Source organism: Carboxylicivirga longa (assembly GCF_050589825.1).
Lineage (GTDB): Bacteria > Bacteroidota > Bacteroidia > Bacteroidales > Marinilabiliaceae > Carboxylicivirga > Carboxylicivirga longa.
Genome location: NZ_JBNGOZ010000012.1, coordinates 1 through 17,537, shown reverse-complemented (window position 1 = coordinate 17,537; position 17,537 = coordinate 1). Strand labels below are relative to the sequence as shown.

At 43.6% G+C, this 17,537-nt stretch carries 15 protein-coding genes; 8 read left to right on the top strand and 7 right to left on the bottom strand.

The features are described 5' to 3' along the window. Nucleotides 1-23: 23 nt before the first annotated feature. Nucleotides 24-1,106, bottom strand: a complete 1,083-nt coding sequence (locus tag ACRD7A_RS11520) for an LptF/LptG family permease (RefSeq protein WP_430811331.1) — start codon at nt 1,104-1,106, stop codon at nt 24-26. Between the two features lie 136 nt (nt 1,107-1,242). Then, nucleotides 1,243-2,373, bottom strand: coding sequence for a tRNA guanosine(34) transglycosylase Tgt (gene tgt / locus ACRD7A_RS11515; RefSeq protein ID WP_430811332.1), 1,131 nt, complete (start codon nt 2,371-2,373; stop codon nt 1,243-1,245). Nucleotides 2,374-2,539: 166 nt separating this feature from the next. Here tgt and ACRD7A_RS11510 point away from each other — a divergent pair, with 166 nt between their 5' ends. From ACRD7A_RS11510 to ACRD7A_RS11480, 7 genes are all read left to right on the top strand, one after another. Then, complete coding sequence (locus ACRD7A_RS11510) at nt 2,540-3,655, top strand: glycosyltransferase (protein WP_430811333.1); 1,116 nt, start codon at nt 2,540-2,542, stop codon at nt 3,653-3,655. Further along, the gene (locus ACRD7A_RS11505) at nt 3,646-4,254 is read left to right on the top strand and encodes an RNA polymerase sigma factor (protein ID WP_430811334.1); all 609 of its coding nucleotides are present in this window, start codon (nt 3,646-3,648) and stop codon (nt 4,252-4,254) included. Before ACRD7A_RS11510 ends, ACRD7A_RS11505 begins: the two co-directional genes overlap by 10 nt. Nucleotides 4,255-4,311: 57 nt before the next feature. Continuing rightward, nucleotides 4,312-4,932 carry a 16S rRNA (guanine(527)-N(7))-methyltransferase RsmG gene (gene rsmG, locus ACRD7A_RS11500; protein ID WP_430811335.1) on the top strand — a complete coding sequence of 207 codons (621 nt, stop codon included), beginning with the start codon at nt 4,312-4,314 and terminating at the stop codon, nt 4,930-4,932. A gap of 190 nt (nt 4,933-5,122) precedes the next feature. Then, the gene (rpmH, locus tag ACRD7A_RS11495) at nt 5,123-5,281 is read left to right on the top strand and encodes a 50S ribosomal protein L34 (RefSeq protein WP_200464190.1); all 159 of its coding nucleotides are present in this window, start codon (nt 5,123-5,125) and stop codon (nt 5,279-5,281) included. 535 nt (nt 5,282-5,816) lie between these two features. Then, the gene (locus ACRD7A_RS11490; protein WP_430811336.1) at nt 5,817-6,620 is read left to right on the top strand and encodes a PASTA domain-containing protein; all 804 of its coding nucleotides are present in this window, start codon (nt 5,817-5,819) and stop codon (nt 6,618-6,620) included. Between the two features lie 106 nt (nt 6,621-6,726). After that, a complete protein-coding gene (locus ACRD7A_RS11485) occupies nt 6,727-7,779 on the top strand; it encodes an RluA family pseudouridine synthase (RefSeq protein ID WP_430811337.1) in 1,053 nt (350 codons plus the stop codon). A 108-nt stretch (nt 7,780-7,887) separates the two neighbouring features. After that, on the top strand, nt 7,888-8,868 hold the full coding sequence (locus ACRD7A_RS11480) for a D-alanine--D-alanine ligase (protein ID WP_430811338.1): 981 nt from the start codon (nt 7,888-7,890) through the stop codon (nt 8,866-8,868). 175 nt (nt 8,869-9,043) lie between these two features. Here the strand turns inward: ACRD7A_RS11480 and ACRD7A_RS11475 are convergent, their stop codons facing one another. The 4 genes from ACRD7A_RS11475 to ACRD7A_RS11460 all read right to left on the bottom strand — a co-directional run bounded on the left by ACRD7A_RS11475 (nt 9,044) and on the right by ACRD7A_RS11460 (nt 14,721). Beyond that, nucleotides 9,044-10,060 carry a DUF4097 family beta strand repeat-containing protein gene (locus tag ACRD7A_RS11475; RefSeq protein ID WP_430811339.1) on the bottom strand — a complete coding sequence of 339 codons (1,017 nt, stop codon included), beginning with the start codon at nt 10,058-10,060 and terminating at the stop codon, nt 9,044-9,046. A 140-nt stretch (nt 10,061-10,200) separates the two neighbouring features. Further along, nucleotides 10,201-13,068, bottom strand: a complete 2,868-nt coding sequence (gene gcvP / locus ACRD7A_RS11470; RefSeq protein ID WP_430811340.1) for an aminomethyl-transferring glycine dehydrogenase — start codon at nt 13,066-13,068, stop codon at nt 10,201-10,203. Nucleotides 13,069-13,252: 184 nt separating this feature from the next. Continuing rightward, complete coding sequence (locus tag ACRD7A_RS11465) at nt 13,253-13,891, bottom strand: MBL fold metallo-hydrolase (protein WP_430811341.1); 639 nt, start codon at nt 13,889-13,891, stop codon at nt 13,253-13,255. A gap of 209 nt (nt 13,892-14,100) precedes the next feature. After that, nucleotides 14,101-14,721 (bottom strand): protein-L-isoaspartate(D-aspartate) O-methyltransferase, encoded by a 621-nt coding sequence (locus ACRD7A_RS11460; protein WP_430811342.1) that lies wholly within the window; start codon nt 14,719-14,721, stop codon nt 14,101-14,103. Nucleotides 14,722-14,978: 257 nt separating this feature from the next. On the opposite strand from ACRD7A_RS11460, the gene ACRD7A_RS11455 reads away from it, so the two are divergent. Next, on the top strand, nt 14,979-15,665 hold the full coding sequence (locus tag ACRD7A_RS11455) for a sugar transferase (protein ID WP_430811343.1): 687 nt from the start codon (nt 14,979-14,981) through the stop codon (nt 15,663-15,665). Nucleotides 15,666-15,813: 148 nt separating this feature from the next. Here the strand turns inward: ACRD7A_RS11455 and ACRD7A_RS11450 are convergent, their stop codons facing one another. Continuing rightward, on the bottom strand, nt 15,814-17,460 hold the full coding sequence (locus ACRD7A_RS11450; protein WP_430811344.1) for an exo-alpha-sialidase: 1,647 nt from the start codon (nt 17,458-17,460) through the stop codon (nt 15,814-15,816). Nucleotides 17,461-17,537 lie beyond the last annotated feature (77 nt).

The following is a 17,537-nucleotide window of genomic DNA, read 5'->3' as shown; positions in this document are numbered from 1 at the left end:
CACTTATATTTTTTAGAGTCAAGCTATTTAGGGGCGCGTATATACAAAAATATTCCCACCGCAGTAAAAACAATATTGGGCAACCACACGGCCAGTATAGGATTCATACTACCGTTAATGGCAAAGGTGGTTGATATGGTCATAAACAAGATATAGCCAAAACTGAGCGCAATACCCACTCCTATATGCAGCCCCATACCTCCGCGAACTTTGCGCGAGGCCAGCGAAACACCAATCAGGGTTAAAATAAAAGCACTAAAAGGCGCTGCCACACGTTTATACTTTTCTATCAGAAACTCTTCGAGGTTACCCACACCTCGTGCCCTCTGTTCATCGATGTAATCGTTTAACTCGGTATTGGTCATCATCTCAAAATACTTACGCTCTTCCTTGAAATCCTTCGGGGTTACATTGGGTATTAGGGTATCCATTTTGGCACCGCTACTGATTCTCTGCTGAATACCATCAATAAAATCACGCTGTATGTAATTCTTCAACTGCCATCGCCCCGATGTGGTATCATAACGGGCATAACGCGACGATAATTTTGACACCATGGTCTTGCCATCGTATTTCTCTATGGAAAAGTGCTCTCCATTACCACTGTATGTACGGTATTTATCCATGTAAACAAATACACCCGGCTCAATCTGCATGTGTATTTTATCTAAGCCTTTCGAGGGTCGATTTTTCACATACACGTTTTCAAACTGTATGCGCGTTTGGTTAGCCGGCGGTATAACATAACCACCCAATAAAAACGAAAAAATGCCAATAATAGCCGCCCCCAAAAAATAGGGAAACATCATTCGCCGAAAACTAACCCCACTCGATAGTATGGCAATAATCTCAGTTTGGTACGCCATTTTCGAAGTAAAAAAGATAACGGCAATAAACACAAAAAGCGGCGTGAATAGATTGGCAAAATAAGGGACGAAATTCTTGTAGTAGTCAAAAATAATCGCATCGAGGGGGGCTCCATGCTCGAAAAAATTATCAATCTTTTCCGTAACATCAAATACCACCGATATACTAATAATCAATAGTATAGCAAAAAAGAAAGTACCAAGAAACTTTTTTAAAATATATAGATCGAGCTTTTTCAAAACAGTCTGTGTTTATTTCAGTCATGTGCATGCCACCCTACAAAAGAACGAAAAAATAGTTAGTTCTTAAACTCTATGGCCTTACAACCTAGGATATGTTATAATGACAACCGTTGACCCTTATACACTCATCGTCTTACAAACGGGTGCTAACTTTTTTTACCATCACTTCTTTCCATTGTGCAAAATCCCCCGCAATAATATGCTTACGCGCCTCTTTCACCAGCCACAAATAGAAACTGAGGTTATGCATACTGCCTATTTGAGCCGCCAGCATCTCTTTAGAAACATAGAGGTGACGCAAGTAGGCTTTACTATAATGATGATCTACAAACGAAGTACCATTGGGATCTACGGGTGAAAAATCACTTTTCCATTTTTCGTTACGCATATTCAGAATGCCCTCGGAGGTAAATAACATACCGTTACGCCCGTTACGTGTTGGCATAACACAATCAAACATATCCACTCCTAAAGCGATGTTCTCAAGTAGATTGGCCGGTGTTCCGACCCCCATCAAATAACGCGGCTTATCCTTTGGCAGGATACCATTGACCAACTCCACCATTTCATACATCACCTCAGTAGGTTCTCCTACAGCTAATCCTCCAATAGCATTTCCTTCACGATTTTGTGCAGCTATAAATTCAGCTGACTGAGTACGCAAATCGCGATGACCGGCACCCTGCACAATGGGAAAGAAAGTCTGTGCGTGACCATAAAGCGGTACTGTTTCGTCGAAATGTTTTATGCCTCGTTTGAGCCATCGGTGAGTAAGTTCCATGGATTTTTTGGCATAATCATGCGTAGCATCGCCCGGAGGACACTCATCAAGTGCCATAATAATATCGGCTCCTATAACCCGCTGAATATCCACTACACTTTCGGGAGTAAACAAATGCTTAGACCCATCGAGATGCGAGCGAAACACTGCACCTTCCTCGGTTAACTTACGCTTATCGCTCAGCGAAAAAACCTGATAACCGCCACTGTCGGTCAGCATGGGTTTATCCCAGCCATTAAACTTATGCAATCCACCAGCGGCTTTCAGCACCTCAAGACCCGGACGAAGATATAAATGATAGGTATTTCCCAAAATGATCTGCGCCTGCACATCCTCCTCAAGATCGCGAAAATGCACTCCTTTTACAGAGCCTACCGTACCCACCGGCATAAAAATAGGTGTTTCTATCTTGCCATGATCGGTAGTAATTTCACCGGCTCTTGCATTACTTTTTAAATCGGTATGTTGCAGATCAAACTTCATTTTCTGAATCATTTAATATTAAACATCTCGCCCACTACTGCGGAACAAAATAGCCCGCAAATATACAACAGCCATTGCTTTTTTTCGCCCCATTAGGCAAAAATGCGTGTGGCGCAACAAGTATTTACAAAAAATATATTGCACATTTGCGGAAAAATTAAATTCCGTGAACGAGATAGTACTCTATTTACTCATCGGCCTTTTGGGCTTTTGTTGGTGCTTCCAAATATTTTACCACCTGTACTTCCTGCTGCGTACCTCGGGCAAGCTACCGGCTACAACAGATAAGCGCCTTCCCCTGTCCCTAATTATCTGTGCTAAAAACGAAGCCCACAACCTGGAGAAGGTAATTCCCCTCTTTTGCAGTCAGGACTATCCCGATTTTGAAGTTATTGTTGTCAATGATTGCTCAAGCGATGATACCGAGTTGACCCTGGCACGCTTAAAAACACAATACAAAAACCTGTATTACACGAACATCCCTTTAAGTCAGCAACATTTTAAAGGAAAGAAACTGGCATTAACCCTGGGCATTAAAGCAGCTAAAAACGAGCACCTTGTCTTTAGCGATGCCGATTGCCGACCCACCTCTGATCAATGGTTAAAATCCATTAGTGCCGGTTTCAGCGACGGCCATGAAATTGTGATTGGTCATGGGCGCTTCGAAAAGAAGAAAACGCTATTCAACCTATTCCTGCGCTACGAAACCTTTTATAATGCAGTGCAGTATATGGGCTTTGCCTTGCGCGGCAAACCATTTATGGCCGTTGGCCGAAATATGGCCTATACCAAATCGCTCTTCGAAAAAAGCGATGTATTTAAAGGCACACTAAATATTGCATCGGGTGATGACGATTTATTTATCAGACGCTGTGCCAACAATAAAAACACCAATGTATGCCTTCATTATGATAGCCAAACTATATCAGTGGCTCCCCGTAATTTCGGTGACTGGCTGAGTCGCAAAAGACGGCACCTAAGCACTGCACCCTATTATAAGGCAGGCATCAAAAGCTGGCTGGCGGGCGAAGCACTGACAAGGCAAATATTTTGGCTATTAACACTTTGTTCACTTTTTTTTCCTACTTTTGCCCCTACAACCGTAGGGCTATTTATTGCTCGACTTGTGCTGGTGCATATCGTGCTTGGCAGGGCGGCCAATAAGCTGGGTGAAGGAAAATTACATTGGGCAACCCTGCTGTTTGACCTCTTCACACCAATGATTGTAGGCTGTGTTTGGTTTATTAATATTGTTAGTGCAAAGGAGAAGAAATGGAAGTAAATCCGAATCTATCTGATAAGGCAAAATATGATTTAGACTTAGTGGAATACGCAGTCAAAGGTGACCAAAGAGCCTTTGCTGAACTCATGGGGCGATACCGCGATGCCATCTACTTTATGCTCCTTAAGATGGTAAATAACAAAAGTGATGCCGAAGATTTAACCATTGAAGCGTTCGGAAAGGCTTTTAAAAACATCCACCAGTATTCGCCCAACTATGCATTCAGTACCTGGTTGTTTAAAATTGCCTCTAATAATTGCATTGACTTCCTGCGTAAGAAACGTAATAACATTGTATCCATCGACGGTGGTTTGAATGACGATAAAGATAATGATCAGCCCATACATCTGAAGGACGAAACACCTGACCCTGAGGAACACCTGATAAAGCAACAAAAAAAAGTGCTGATGCGGACCGTAGTAAAAAAACTGAAGCCACGTTACCGCATTTTAATAGAATTACGCTACTTCAAAGAATTTTCTTACGAAGAAATTGCCGAAGAGTTAGACCTCCCTTTGGGCACGGTGAAAGCTCAGTTATTCAGGGCACGCGAGCTACTCTTTAACACCCTGAAAAACTCGGATATCAAAGTCAACTAAGATAACAAAAGCTGCAGGTTATAATACCAATAAGGGTAATACACCCTCTACTTTACTATGGACATAATTAAAAAATATTTTCCCGATTTAGATACGCTGTGCGAAGAACGCTTAGCCATGCTAGGTGATCTGTATACGGAATGGAATGCGAAAATCAATGTGATATCGCGCAAAGACATGGATCATTTTTACGAACGCCATGTATTGCATTCGCTGGGTATTGCTGCCTACATTCAATTTACGGAAGGCACCACCATTTTAGATGTAGGCTGTGGTGGCGGTTTTCCTGGCATACCCCTGGCCATCATGTTTCCACAATGTCGCTTTCACCTGGTAGATTCTATTGGCAAAAAAATTAAGGTGGTGAAAGGTGTAGCTGAGACTCTGGGACTGGATAACTTAAGTGCCGAGCAGGTGCGTGTGGAGAACCATTCCGGACAATACGATTTTATCATTAGCCGCGCCGTAACTGCCTTCCCTGATTTTGTGAAGCTTTGCCGCAATAGAATTTCGCCCGAGAACAAAAATGCCATCAGCAATGGTATTATCTATTTAAAAGGGGGTGATTTTAATGCTGAAATAGCAGCTTTTAAAAGCCGTATCTCGGTAACGCCGCTTACCAATTACTTTGAAGAAGAATTTTTCGAAACAAAAAAAGTGATCCATCTTTCGATGTAAGCACCCTGATGTACTAAGATTAAGCAATCTTAAAAAAGCATCCTTTTTTTTTTTGGAAGATAAAAAAAACGTGTATTTTTGCAGTCCGAAAAGTTAACGTATTAGCTTTTTAAGCAATCCGGAAGAATAATGCTCCCGAACTTGTTCTTTTGGAATGTTTGCACAATGAGAATAAAAAAATTACATAGCAATGAAAAGAACATTTCAACCTTCGAACAGAAAGAGAAGAAACAAGCATGGTTTCCGCGAAAGAATGGCTAGCGCAAGTGGCCGTAAAGTATTAGCTGCCAGAAGAGCTAAAGGACGTAAGAAATTAAGCGTTTCAAGCGAAAAAAGACACAAAGCTTAATTATTAGCTTTTAAAATATAAAAAGTAAAGAGTCCCAATTTGGATTCTTTACTTTTTTTTTGCCCCCACCGTAAGGATACCCCACCTGAATTCTTCAGGGGTCGGATGACAATTCTGTTTCTAAGCAAAAAGTTGGATAGTCACCAATACCCACTTTTATGGATTTGTTAATTCTTGTCCACCCTTAAGATGCATACGAGAAACCGTTCCGCTATTTCAGGACCGCATTCAATTCCCATTATGCAAACAAAAGCTGCTATCCTTACCTACTATAACATCAGAGCATCATCAATTCCTTTGTCGCTTGTTTGGCTAACCTTAGTTTTACCATAGTATAGATCCAAGCTTAAGCACACAAAGCAACATTTCCACACAGATTGCAGAAGTTTTACTATTTTTGCCTCGCTGTAAACAGGTGATCACTCGTTTTGCGACTGCAACACCTATCATACAACTGATAAACAGCGTGTATGATAATAACAAAGCAGACAAAGGACGGCTTCAGATACTAACGACCCATAATACTAAATTGCGTATGTCGATAATTAAAAAAATATTTGGTAATGTATTTGTGAAAAACATTGCCCTGGCCTTTGTGGTAATTGCAGTAGCCCTTATTGCCACCTTCGTAAGCTTAAATATATACACCAATCATGGCGAGTACTACCCGGTTCCTGATTTTAAAGGCCTTACTGAGGATCAGTTCAGTGAGCTGATAAAGGAAAAAGGCTTTCGCTATAAGATTATTGACTCGGCACACGTTGATGGCTTTTTGCCGGGCGCTGTAATTGAGCAAATACCGGCACCCGGCAGCATGGTGAAAGAAAACCGTAACATCCATTTCACGATTAAGGCCATTGCTCCTGAGCGGGTGCAAATACCTAACCTGGTAGATTACTCGCTACGCAATGCCAAGGTGATTCTTGAGTCTTATGGCTTGGTGCCCGGCGAGCTGATTTATGTACCCAGCGAATTTCGCAACCTGGTGCTTCAGCAGCTATACAAAGGCAAACCGGTGGAACCCGGCACGGTGGTATTGAAAGGCTCAGTAATTGACCTTCATATTGGGAAAGGGCTGAGCAACGAACGCACCAACGTACCTGACCTGAGAGCGTTAACGCTAAACGAGGCGCGCGACTACTCTGTATCTGTATCGCTCAATGTGGGCGCAATCATGTATGATGAATCGGTGCAAACAGCAGAAGACTCCACAGCAGCCGTTATCTGGCAGCAGCAGCCATCGGCCGATACCGGAGCACGCATGCCCTTAGGTGCATCCATCGATGTATGGCTCAGTGTTGACACGGCCATCGTCAATCATTTGTTTGATATGGAATAATACCTAACTAATAGTAGGAACATAAAAAAAAGAGGCAGATACCGGTAGAAATACACTTTAATTACCCCATGCCTCCCTTGATATACAATCAACAAATTATCAACCCATGGCAGAGCATATTGCACAAGAGGAATTTGACGAACTGGAAGAAAGTAATGAATTATATGAGCATTATCGCTTTGTAACGGATGCGGGACAAAAACCCCTTCGCATCGATAAGTTTCTTGTTAACCGAGTTGAGAATGCATCGCGCAATAAAATACAAGATGCAGCAGCAGCTGGTAATATTCGGGTGAACGATATACCTGTAAAATCCAACTATAAGATTAAACCCAACGAGGTGATTACCATCGTAATGTCATTTCCGCGGCGTGAACTGAAAATCATTGCACAAGATATTCCGCTGGAGATACCGTACGAGGACGATGACCTCATCATCATCAATAAAAAACCGGGTATGGTGGTGCACCCCGGCCATGGCAACTATACCAACACAATGGTAAATGCCCTCGCCTGGCACCTGAAAGATGTGGAACTATTTAACTCAGAAGACCCACGCCCCGGCCTTGTCCACCGTATTGATAAAGACACATCGGGCTTACTGGTTGTAGCCAAAACAGAGCAAGCCAAAAACTTTCTGGCGCGTCAGTTTTTTGAGAAGACATCGACCCGCACCTATGTAGCTCTTGTATGGGGTCAGCTTAAAGAAGACGAGGGAACGATCACCGGCAATGTTGGCCGCAGCCTGCAAGACAGAAAACAAATGGCTGTTTTTCCGGAGGGTGACCGCGGTAAACATGCAGTAACACACTATAAAGTACTGGAGCGCTTGGGCTATGTTACCCTGGTTGAATGCCGCCTGGAAACGGGTCGTACTCACCAGATAAGGGCACACATGAAGTACCTGGGGCATCCCCTGTTCAACGATGAGCGCTATGGCGGCCACAATATTTTGAAGGGTACCACCTTTACCAAGTACAAACAGTTTGTTCAGAACTGCTTTAAGATATTGCCTCGACAGGCTCTGCATGCCAAAACACTGGGTTTTGTACATCCAAGTACCAAAGAATACATCGATTTCAATACCGAGATACCTGATGATATGATGGAATGCATTGAAAAATGGCGGGCCTATATTGCCGGCCGCGAGAACGACTAAAAATCAGGTCAAAAGCAGAGCGAATCATCATCAGGCAGTGCCGACTATCGCCTGCGACCATCAACATAAAAATAACGGGTTTAATTGTGTTATATCATTGAAGCAGACATGCACACAAGTAAAAAAAATATTGGAGTAATCTACGGAGGCTATTCATCAGAAATAATTGTATCGGAAAAAAGCAAGGACGGTGTCATGTCCTTTATTGATGCCACCCAATACAATCGCTACCCCATTTTAATCACACGCGAAAAATGGTGTGCCGTCATTGAAAAAGAGGAATATGTCATCGATAAGAATGATTTTTCTTTTGTAAAAAACGGTGAGAAGATCAATATAGACTATGCCTATATTACCATACACGGCACACCGGGCGAAAATGGCCTTTTGCAAGGCTATTTCAATATGCTGGGTATACCCCATAGCACCTGCGATGTAGAGGCAGCTGCCATTACTTTTAATAAGTTTACCTGTAACACCTACCTGAAGGGTTTTGGCGTGGCTGTGGCCGACTCGGTACTTGTTCGCAAAGGCCATCAATTCAATAGCAATAACATAATTGAGCAATTGGGCTTACCATGTTTTGTAAAACCCAATGCTGGCGGCTCCAGCTTTGGCATCACGAAAGTGAAGGAAGGAGGACAGTTATTGGCGGCCATTGAAAAGGCCTTTGAGGAAAGCGATCAGGTAATTATAGAGCAATTTATTGGCGGAACAGAGCTTACCTGTGGCCTTTACAAAACCCAAAAAGGCCAGACTCTGCTGCCCCTAACCGAAGTGGTAAGTCAAAATGAGTTTTTTGACTTCGAGGCAAAGTACACGGCTAGTAAAGTGGAGGAGATCACCCCTGCCCGCGTCGATGACAAGGTACGTGACCGCATCCAATCTATCTCGTCGCTCATTTACGACATACTTGCCTGCAAGGGAATTGTCCGCATCGACTACATTATAAACGACAATAAAATTTTCTTGCTAGAGGTGAATACTACACCCGGCATGACCGTCACCAGCTTTATCCCTCAGCAGATTGAAGCCGCCGGACTCAATATTAAAGAGGTGTTTTGCGAGATTATTGAAGATCAACAATAAACCACCTTGCAATTCCAAAAAGAGAAAGTATTTCTTAAAAATAGGGAGTGCAAGATGGATGAGATAAAGATTACATCCATCACAGACAAAAAAGAAGGTGCTCAAGATTATTTTATGCCAGCTATTTTTACTGCATAAAAGAACATTGAGCATCTTCATACAACACTAAAAAATCTTACTTATTGAAATTCATGGCGCCTGTGGTACTGATGGCAGTTACCACAATAGGGCCATCTCCCATTTTCAGTTTCTTCTTTTTTGACTTTCCGTAGGCCACAATATAAGCATGATCGGACTGGCAAGCGAAGGTAAATTGCTCCTTAGGGTTCACAAACTTAAGTTTTATTTTCCCCTCGGTAGTGTTAAAGGTAGATGACTCACTAAGTTTAACACGGGTACCAATGATTGAACCTTTTGTTGCTACAAGGTTAAAAACACCTTCCACATTAAATAAATTGAGTGTACCCGATGCCGACAACAAACCAATGCTTCCCTGCGAATCTGACAGTTTCACAGCACCCGATTTAGTTTTCAAATAAATATCGCCCTTTATATTTTTAATCACCTGTTCGCCATCGGTTGACTCGGTAGTGAGTGCACCATTCACTCCTTCAACGGTCATGGCACCGCTACTGGTGTAAAATGAAGTAGCTCCTTCAATATTGCGGGCAATCTGGCTACCTCCTTTGGATTTCATCTTAAGCTCACCCTTAATGTTTTCTGCTTTGATGGAGGCAGAACGGGAGGTCAAAGCAGTATTGGCTGTGATATTAGCGGCATTTATCTTACCCGATTTAGACTGCGCTTTGATATCTCCTCCTGCAAGTCCGTCGAGGGTAATGTAACCGGACGTTGTATTGATGGTAACAGGCAATCCTTCGGCCACGGTAAGATTTACAAACCCGGCATGGGAAGTCCATCCGGACTCGGGCTTTGTGATTACCACTTTCAACACACCGGCCTCCTGAGTGGTTTGTACGCCATAGCCCTCTAGCTCTTTAGCGGCTCTCAACTCAGCTTTTAGTGTTATCGCTTCACCGCGGCGAACATCCACCTTGCAAAACTCGCCTTCAACGCTAATGGCCGATACATTGCTATACGATTCGTTGGCACTTGCCACAAGCGGCATATCCTGCGCCATAAGACCCAGCGGCATAGTCAGTAACAGAAATAGAAAAATTTGTTTCATCATCCTTTTAATTATCAATTATAACCCTTTCTGCTACGCTCATAGCGCACAAAGGTTACAACACATAATCTTCGATTTTTAAAATAAAAAACCTGACCATCCACAAGGAACGATCAGGCTGATACTTACAAATTGAAAAAAAATTATTCCATATAACTCTCAATGGGCTCGCAGGCACACACCAGATTACGATCACCGTAGGCATCGTCCACACGGGCCACATCAATCCAGAATTTATTTTCGCGGATATAAGGCAGTGGGTAAGCTGCTTTTTCGCGTCCGTAAGGATGCTGCCACTCATCCGCCACCACTTTATAAGCGGGGTGTGGCGCATTCTTCAGAACGTTATCTTCCTTATCGGCAGTACCACTCTCTACCTCCTTTATCTCAGCATGAATGGATTTCATGGCAGCAATGAAACGATCCAGTTCAGCCATTGACTCACTCTCGGTAGGCTCCACCATCAGGGTACCATGCACAGGGAATGAAAGGGTGGGCGCATGAAAGCCATAGTCCATCAGGCGCTTGGCAATATCCGTTTCCGTAATGCCTGAAGAAGCTTTGAAATGACGGCACTCCAATATCATTTCATGAGCCACACGACCATTTTTACCGGTGTACAGAATACCGTAATCCTCTTTGAGCGCTTCAGCCATGTAATTGGCATTAAGAATGGCAATTTTAGTGGCTTGCGTTAAGCCTTCGCCGCCCAACATTTTGATGTATCCGTAGGTGATGGGTAACACACTGGCACTGCCCCATGGTGCTCCAGCCACGGCTGTAATACCTTTACGTCCGTTATCAATGACCGGGTGGGTAGGCAAGAAATCAACCAGGTGCGCTGCCACACCAATGGGACCAACGCCAGGCCCGCCTCCACCATGCGGAATGGCGAATGTTTTATGCAGGTTCAGGTGACACACGTCGGCCCCGATATGTCCGGGGCTGGTCAATCCAACCTGTGCATTCATATTAGCACCATCCATATACACCTGACCACCATTATCATGTATGATCTGGCACACCTCAATGATGGACTCCTCAAACACACCATGAGTAGAAGGATAAGTCACCATGAGATTGGACAGGTGATCTTTATGCTCCTGGGCTTTGGCTCGTAAATCATCCACATCGATATTGCCCTTATCATCACATTTTACCACCACTACTTTCATGCCTGCCATCACTGCTGAAGCAGGGTTGGTACCATGCGCCGATGCCGGTATAAGCGACACATTGCGATGTCCTTCGCCACGACTCTCGTGGTAAGCTTGTATCACCATGAGACCGGCATACTCACCGGCAGCGCCAGAATTAGGCTGAAGACTAACATCGGCAAAACCAGTAATTTCAGCCAGGTCATTGCGCAGCTCATCCATCATCATATGATACCCCAACGCCTGATTGGTAGGAATAAAGGGATGCAAATCATTGAACTCAATCCAGCTCAGTGGGAACATCTCGGTTGAAGCATTGAGCTTCATGGTGCACGATCCCAGTGAAATCATAGAGTGGGTAAGCGATATATCTCTGCGCTCCAGCTTTTTGATGTAACGAACCATTTCCGCTTCGGAACGGTATTTCTTAAAAACATCCTGTGTCAGAAAAGCACTTGTGCGCTTAAGCTCAGGCTTAATGCACATATCTTCACTAAAGTCACCAATAACAGGAACTTCCTTACCAGCGGCCTTAGCAAATACTTCGATGATCCAGTTCAGGTCGAACAGGTTAGTGGTTTCATCGATACTGATGCCCACATCACCATTTTCATAATAGCGGAAGTTCATTTCCAGATCGAGACTGTAGCGCTCAATATCCTCCACTTTCACCCCTTCGGGCAGGGCGAAACGTACGGTATCGAAATAGTCAGCATTCAACTGCTTATAGCCAAACTTCTCCACCTCGCGGGTAATCTGAAAGACGATGGCATGAATGCGCTCAGCAATCTGACGAATGCCTTCCTCTCCATGGTAAACTGCATAGAAACCGGCCATGGTGGCCAGTAAGGCCTGCGCAGTGCAAATATTGGATGTAGCACGTTCGCGCTTAATATGCTGTTCGCGCGTTTGCAGTGCCATGCGCAAAGCTCGCTTACCATTTACATCTTTGGTAATACCAATGATACGACCAGGCAGTTGACGCTTCAGGGCTTCTTTAGTGGCAAAATAGGCGGCATGAGGGCCTCCATAGCCCATGGGTATACCAAAGCGCTGTGTGGTGCCAAAAACCACATCGGCACCCCACTCTCCCGGCGGTGTTAACAAAGCCAATGACAGTAGATCGGCAGCCACGGCAATGCGACAGTCTTGGGCATGTACCCTGTCGGTGATGGCCTTATAATCTTCGATATTGCCATTGGAGTTAGGATACTGAACCATCACGGCAAACAACTGCTCATTGCATTCGAAATTATGAATGTCGCCAAATTGGAGCTCAATACCCAGCGGCTTGGCACGGGTAATCAGCACCTCCTTGGTTTGTGGCCACATGTTTTCATCCACAAATAAAGTATTAACACCGGCCTTGGCATGCTTGCGGCTACGGGCGTTAAACAGCATAATCATAGCTTCTGCTGCTGCCGTTGCTTCATCGAGCAGCGAGGCATTGGCCAGCTCCATGCCGGTCATCTCTGTCACCACAGTTTGAAAATTCAATAAGGCCTCAAGACGGCCTTGTGATATCTCGGCCTGATAGGGTGTATATGAGGTATACCACACCGGATTTTCGAGTACATTACGCGTAATTACCGCGGGGGTTATCACATCATAATAGCCCATTCCAATATAGGTGTTGTACACCTTATTCTGTTGGGCAATGTCGTGTATCTTCCTGAAATACTGACGTTCAGTAAGCCCTTTATTGATATTCAATGGCTTATCAAGACGTATGGCCTTCGGCACCGTTTGCTCGATGAGCTCATCAAGACTCGACACTCCCAACTTAGCAAGCATCGCATCTACCTCATGATCCCTGGGACCAATATGACGATTGACAAACTTTTCGTATCCCATATTTTTTGTATTTATTAGCTAGTTTATTAAACACTGATTGATGCTTTCAAAATGAGGAATAAAATCCCTAAAAGAAAATGATATTTGCTTGTTTATTAGAAAATAATTATCAAACAAAACGAGGCTGATCAAAATGAATTTGATGCAGCCTCGTTTATTCGTTTCTCTGTTCCCACCAGATTTATCATGTGAGAAATGGATTATTGGCACGCTCATGACCAATGGTGGAAGAGGGACCATGTCCGGGATAAACCACCACATCATCGCCTAACGTCAGCAATTTTTCTTTAATACCGGATACTAGTAGGTCAAAGTTACCACCGGGCAAATCGGCACGTCCGATACTCTCTTTAAAAAGCACATCGCCCACAATGGCCAGCTTATCACTTTCGCTATAAAAAACAATGCCTCCGGGTGAGTGCCCCGGCACATGAATCACCTTTAATGATGAATTACCAAAGCTTATTGTATCACCGTCTTCGAGATAATTACCAATGGCCGGAGGATTTGAGTCGAGCTGCATCCCAAAATTAGCTGCGTACTCAACGGTCTGATCACCCCAAAAAGCGTCGTCTTTGTGCGCCTCCAGCTTCAGGTCATATTTCTCGGCTACATAACGACTACCAAAAACATGGTCGAGATGCATGTGTGTTTGCAACAAACGCGCAGGTTTGTAGCCTTTCTGGCTAATAAAATCGGATAATGCCTCACGTTCTTCGGGCGATAAACAACCGGGGTCGATGATAACACATTCCTTGGTTTCGTCTGACAAGATGTAAGTATTCTCTTGCCAGGGATTGATAGATAGTATGTGAATATTCATAGTTTGCTTTATGATTTTTGAATTATGATATATGATTTATGACGGATGGATTATGGATATTTTTGATTGGGTAAGGTATTTAATTTTAATGATGACTCAAACAATTGCATAACTTCCAATGTAATCAGCTACATTTCTTATATTTTCAAACCATAGTGCCTCAGACTACAACTCATCGATCTCAACATCTTACATCATCAATCCCCTCGTCATAAATCTTTCACTATTCCATTGAGCATGGGCACAAAGGCACAGGATTCTATTTCTTCCTGCTCAAATTCATCTTCATCAAGGCGCACTATCCGGGTCAATATTTGCTGTTGCTCACCTACCGGTATCACCATGATGCCCCCCACCCTAAGTTGCAAAAGCAGAGACCGTGGAATGACGGGTGCCCCAGCAGTTACAATAATACGATCGAAGGGTGCTTGTGCTGCCAGTCCCTCGTAACCATCACCCAGGAAAAAGCGCCCCTGATAGCCCATCTCTCTCAGCAAACGCGTAGAGCGTTGATAAAGTTCAGCCTGCCTTTCAATGGAAAAAAGTTTAACCCCCATTTCGATCAATACGGCCGCCTGATAACCCGATCCGGTACCTACCTCCAATACCTTTTCATCACCCCGCAAGGCCAATAACTGCGACTGCAGAGCCACGGTATAGGGCTGTGATATGGTTTGCCCGGCACCGATGGGGAAAGCCTTATCCTGATAAGCAAACTTAACGAAACTACTCTCAAGAAACAGATGACGGGGTACATTGCCAATGGCCTGCAATACTCTTTTATCATGTATCCGCTTGCCCACTAATTCCTGCACAAGACGATTGCGCATTCCTTTATGCCTATATGAATCATTACGCTCCATAGCGGCAAAAATAGTGTTTTATTCGAATTACGCGTCATTGGCCAATATACTGCATATGGCCGCCACAACAGTAAACAAATGATTGACAAGCCCTCGGCATAAGGCATCAATAAAAACATACTTGCCAGTTATTAGTTAAATGAAAAACGAATGTAATAAAAGGTTAAACGGGGCGTTATATTTAGCAGTAAAGAACGGGAATATTGAAGGACAGGGAAAGAATAATGGAAATAACAACAAGCTATACATGTGATTATGAGCAGGTGCTGAACAAAGTGCTAAAGCAAAAAACACCAGCCCCGGCGAGCACTACGCCTTTTCGTTTGTTTGTTAACCGAACCGTTAAGCGAGGTAGCGACGTGCTGCTATCAAGCCTTGGGCTGCTCATAATAAGCCCCTGCCTTCCGTTTATCTATTGGAAAATAAAAAGAGAATCGTCAGGTCCAGGAATCTACCGTCAGGAGCGCTTAGGTAAGGAAGGCAAGCCCTTCCAGATACTGAAATTCAGAACCATGTATGTGGATGCCGAAAAGGACGGACCAGCACTGTCTTCTGCTGATGATGCCCGTGTTACACCTTTTGGCCGCTTTCTTCGTCGCTGGCGAATCGATGAGTTTCCGCAATTTATTAACGTACTGAAAGGAGATATGTCGCTCATTGGTCCCCGCCCGGAACGACGTTATTATATTGATCAACTCGCAAAGGAAGAACCGGCAATCTTTGAGTTATTCACTGTACGGCCGGGCATTACCTCATTGGGGCAAGTGCTGTTTGGCTATGCCGAAAATAAAACGCAGATGCTGCAACGGGTCAAACTCGAACTATTTTATCTGCGTAATTATTCCCTGGCGCTCGACTTACGCATCTTTATCTATACTATTCGTACGCTGCTTAAGGCCGAAGGCAAGTAAAAAATGGAAATTCATAACCCACTTAATTGAATATCTAAGTCAAGCTACATTTACCTCATTAAAGTATCTGGTTTGCTTAAATTTATACATCCCCAAATTTCCGTCTTGATAACAGCACGGAAATTCGGGAAAATTTGTAGGAATAGAATTAATGCTTCATAATTTCACTCAAGGAAATTCGCTGAAAGGTCATCTGAGCCTGGCTCCCCTCGTACAAAATGCCAATGGTATTTTCATTGATTGATGTCAGGCATGAGTAACCAGCGCCACTTCCTTCGTCCAGCTCAATCCAATATTTTTCAGGCCACGTTTGGCCATCATCAAAACTTACCTTAAGAGTTTGCTTGTGCCGCTGATATTTCGAATTGGGGTTAGAAAACAGCAGCAAACTTTTCTTTTGGCCATTTGCATCCGTGTATTCATGCTTATGAATGCTGGCCATGCATACACTCTCAATTAATGCGCCGTTGGAAGTAGGATGTACTTGCCAGTTTTCACCTAAATCGTATGTAGTAGCAATGGCACGACCGTTCTTTATTCCTTTTTCTTGTCTGTTTCTATTATCTCGCATGTTAAGCATCAGACTGCCATCACTTAGCTGCACAGCCATGCTCTCAGTTGTGTTAGTGCCGGCTGCTTTACTGGTTTTCCAGGTTTCACCACCATTCTTACTATAAGTGATATTTGAAAAAGTATGGCCATTTATATCACGTCCTTGAGTTGGAAAGACTAAAGTACCATCTTGAAGAGTGATACCATGACCGGGCGCAGGTGCCCATAACCACCATTCAGGTTTTTTACACATGGCTGTCAGATTCACCGCTTTACTCCAGCTTAAACCGTTATCGGTACTTTTGGTCAGTAAAAACTGGCTGGTTTGTTTCACACCTATGCCAGGCTGAGAACCTTTGTTGCGCCATTGATGATTCCAGGCATTACTGTTTTCATTTAAGCCTTCCAGCCATTGCCCTTTTGAATCAATGACGCCATGCATCCACAGGCCGGCAATATAAATCGCATCAGAATATTGGTCAACCAAAATACAGGCATCACTCACCCCATTATACTTTTCTGGTAAACCACCCCATGTTTTCATATCCAATACAATTTGCATAGGTTCCCAAGTGTTGCCACCATCTATCGAACGACTGAGACCAATGTCCATGTTTCCCTGAAGGTCGCGCCCTGATTCGCGGCGTACGTCATATATTGCCAAAAGAGTGCCTTGTTTACTCGTTGCTAAACCTGGTATACGGTAGGTATGCACCTGATCGTCGCCATGCTGACGCACAGCAACGCCCATGCGAAGAGGTTTATCCTCCTGAAAGATCGGCTTCAGGCGTTTAGCTTCCACCTCAACAAAATCAAGATTAACTGTAATAAATGCATCCAGGTTGGCATCTTCCATTAACTCTCCAGCCAGCCAAAAATAGTTAAGACCCGGCTGCAACTCCTGCTGACCCTTAATGGTGGTTTGTTGTTTTGGATCGACTGATTTACCATACTGTACGGCTTTACTAAATGCAGAATCCTGCCCTGTATAATAAACCCGAAAGTTTTTAAATTGCTTTGCTGATACTGATCCCAAATCAATACCAATGGCACTTAGCTTAGTTTCATCCTGCAACTGACCTTCGATGGCTATTCGCAACAGGGGATTATCTTCCTTACCCTTGAGCACCGGGTAATTAAGAATTTTCTCTTGAACTAATTGGCTTTTTTCAACTTTGGGTGAGCAGTTTGTAAAGACAAGGGTCAAAAGGGGTAAACAGAGGTAAAGTAATAAGGTTTTCATAAGGCTGTAGTTTACAATAGCGTTTTAATTTTGTAACTTAATGAGAAAATGCCATGGATACCGCCAAAATAAAAGAA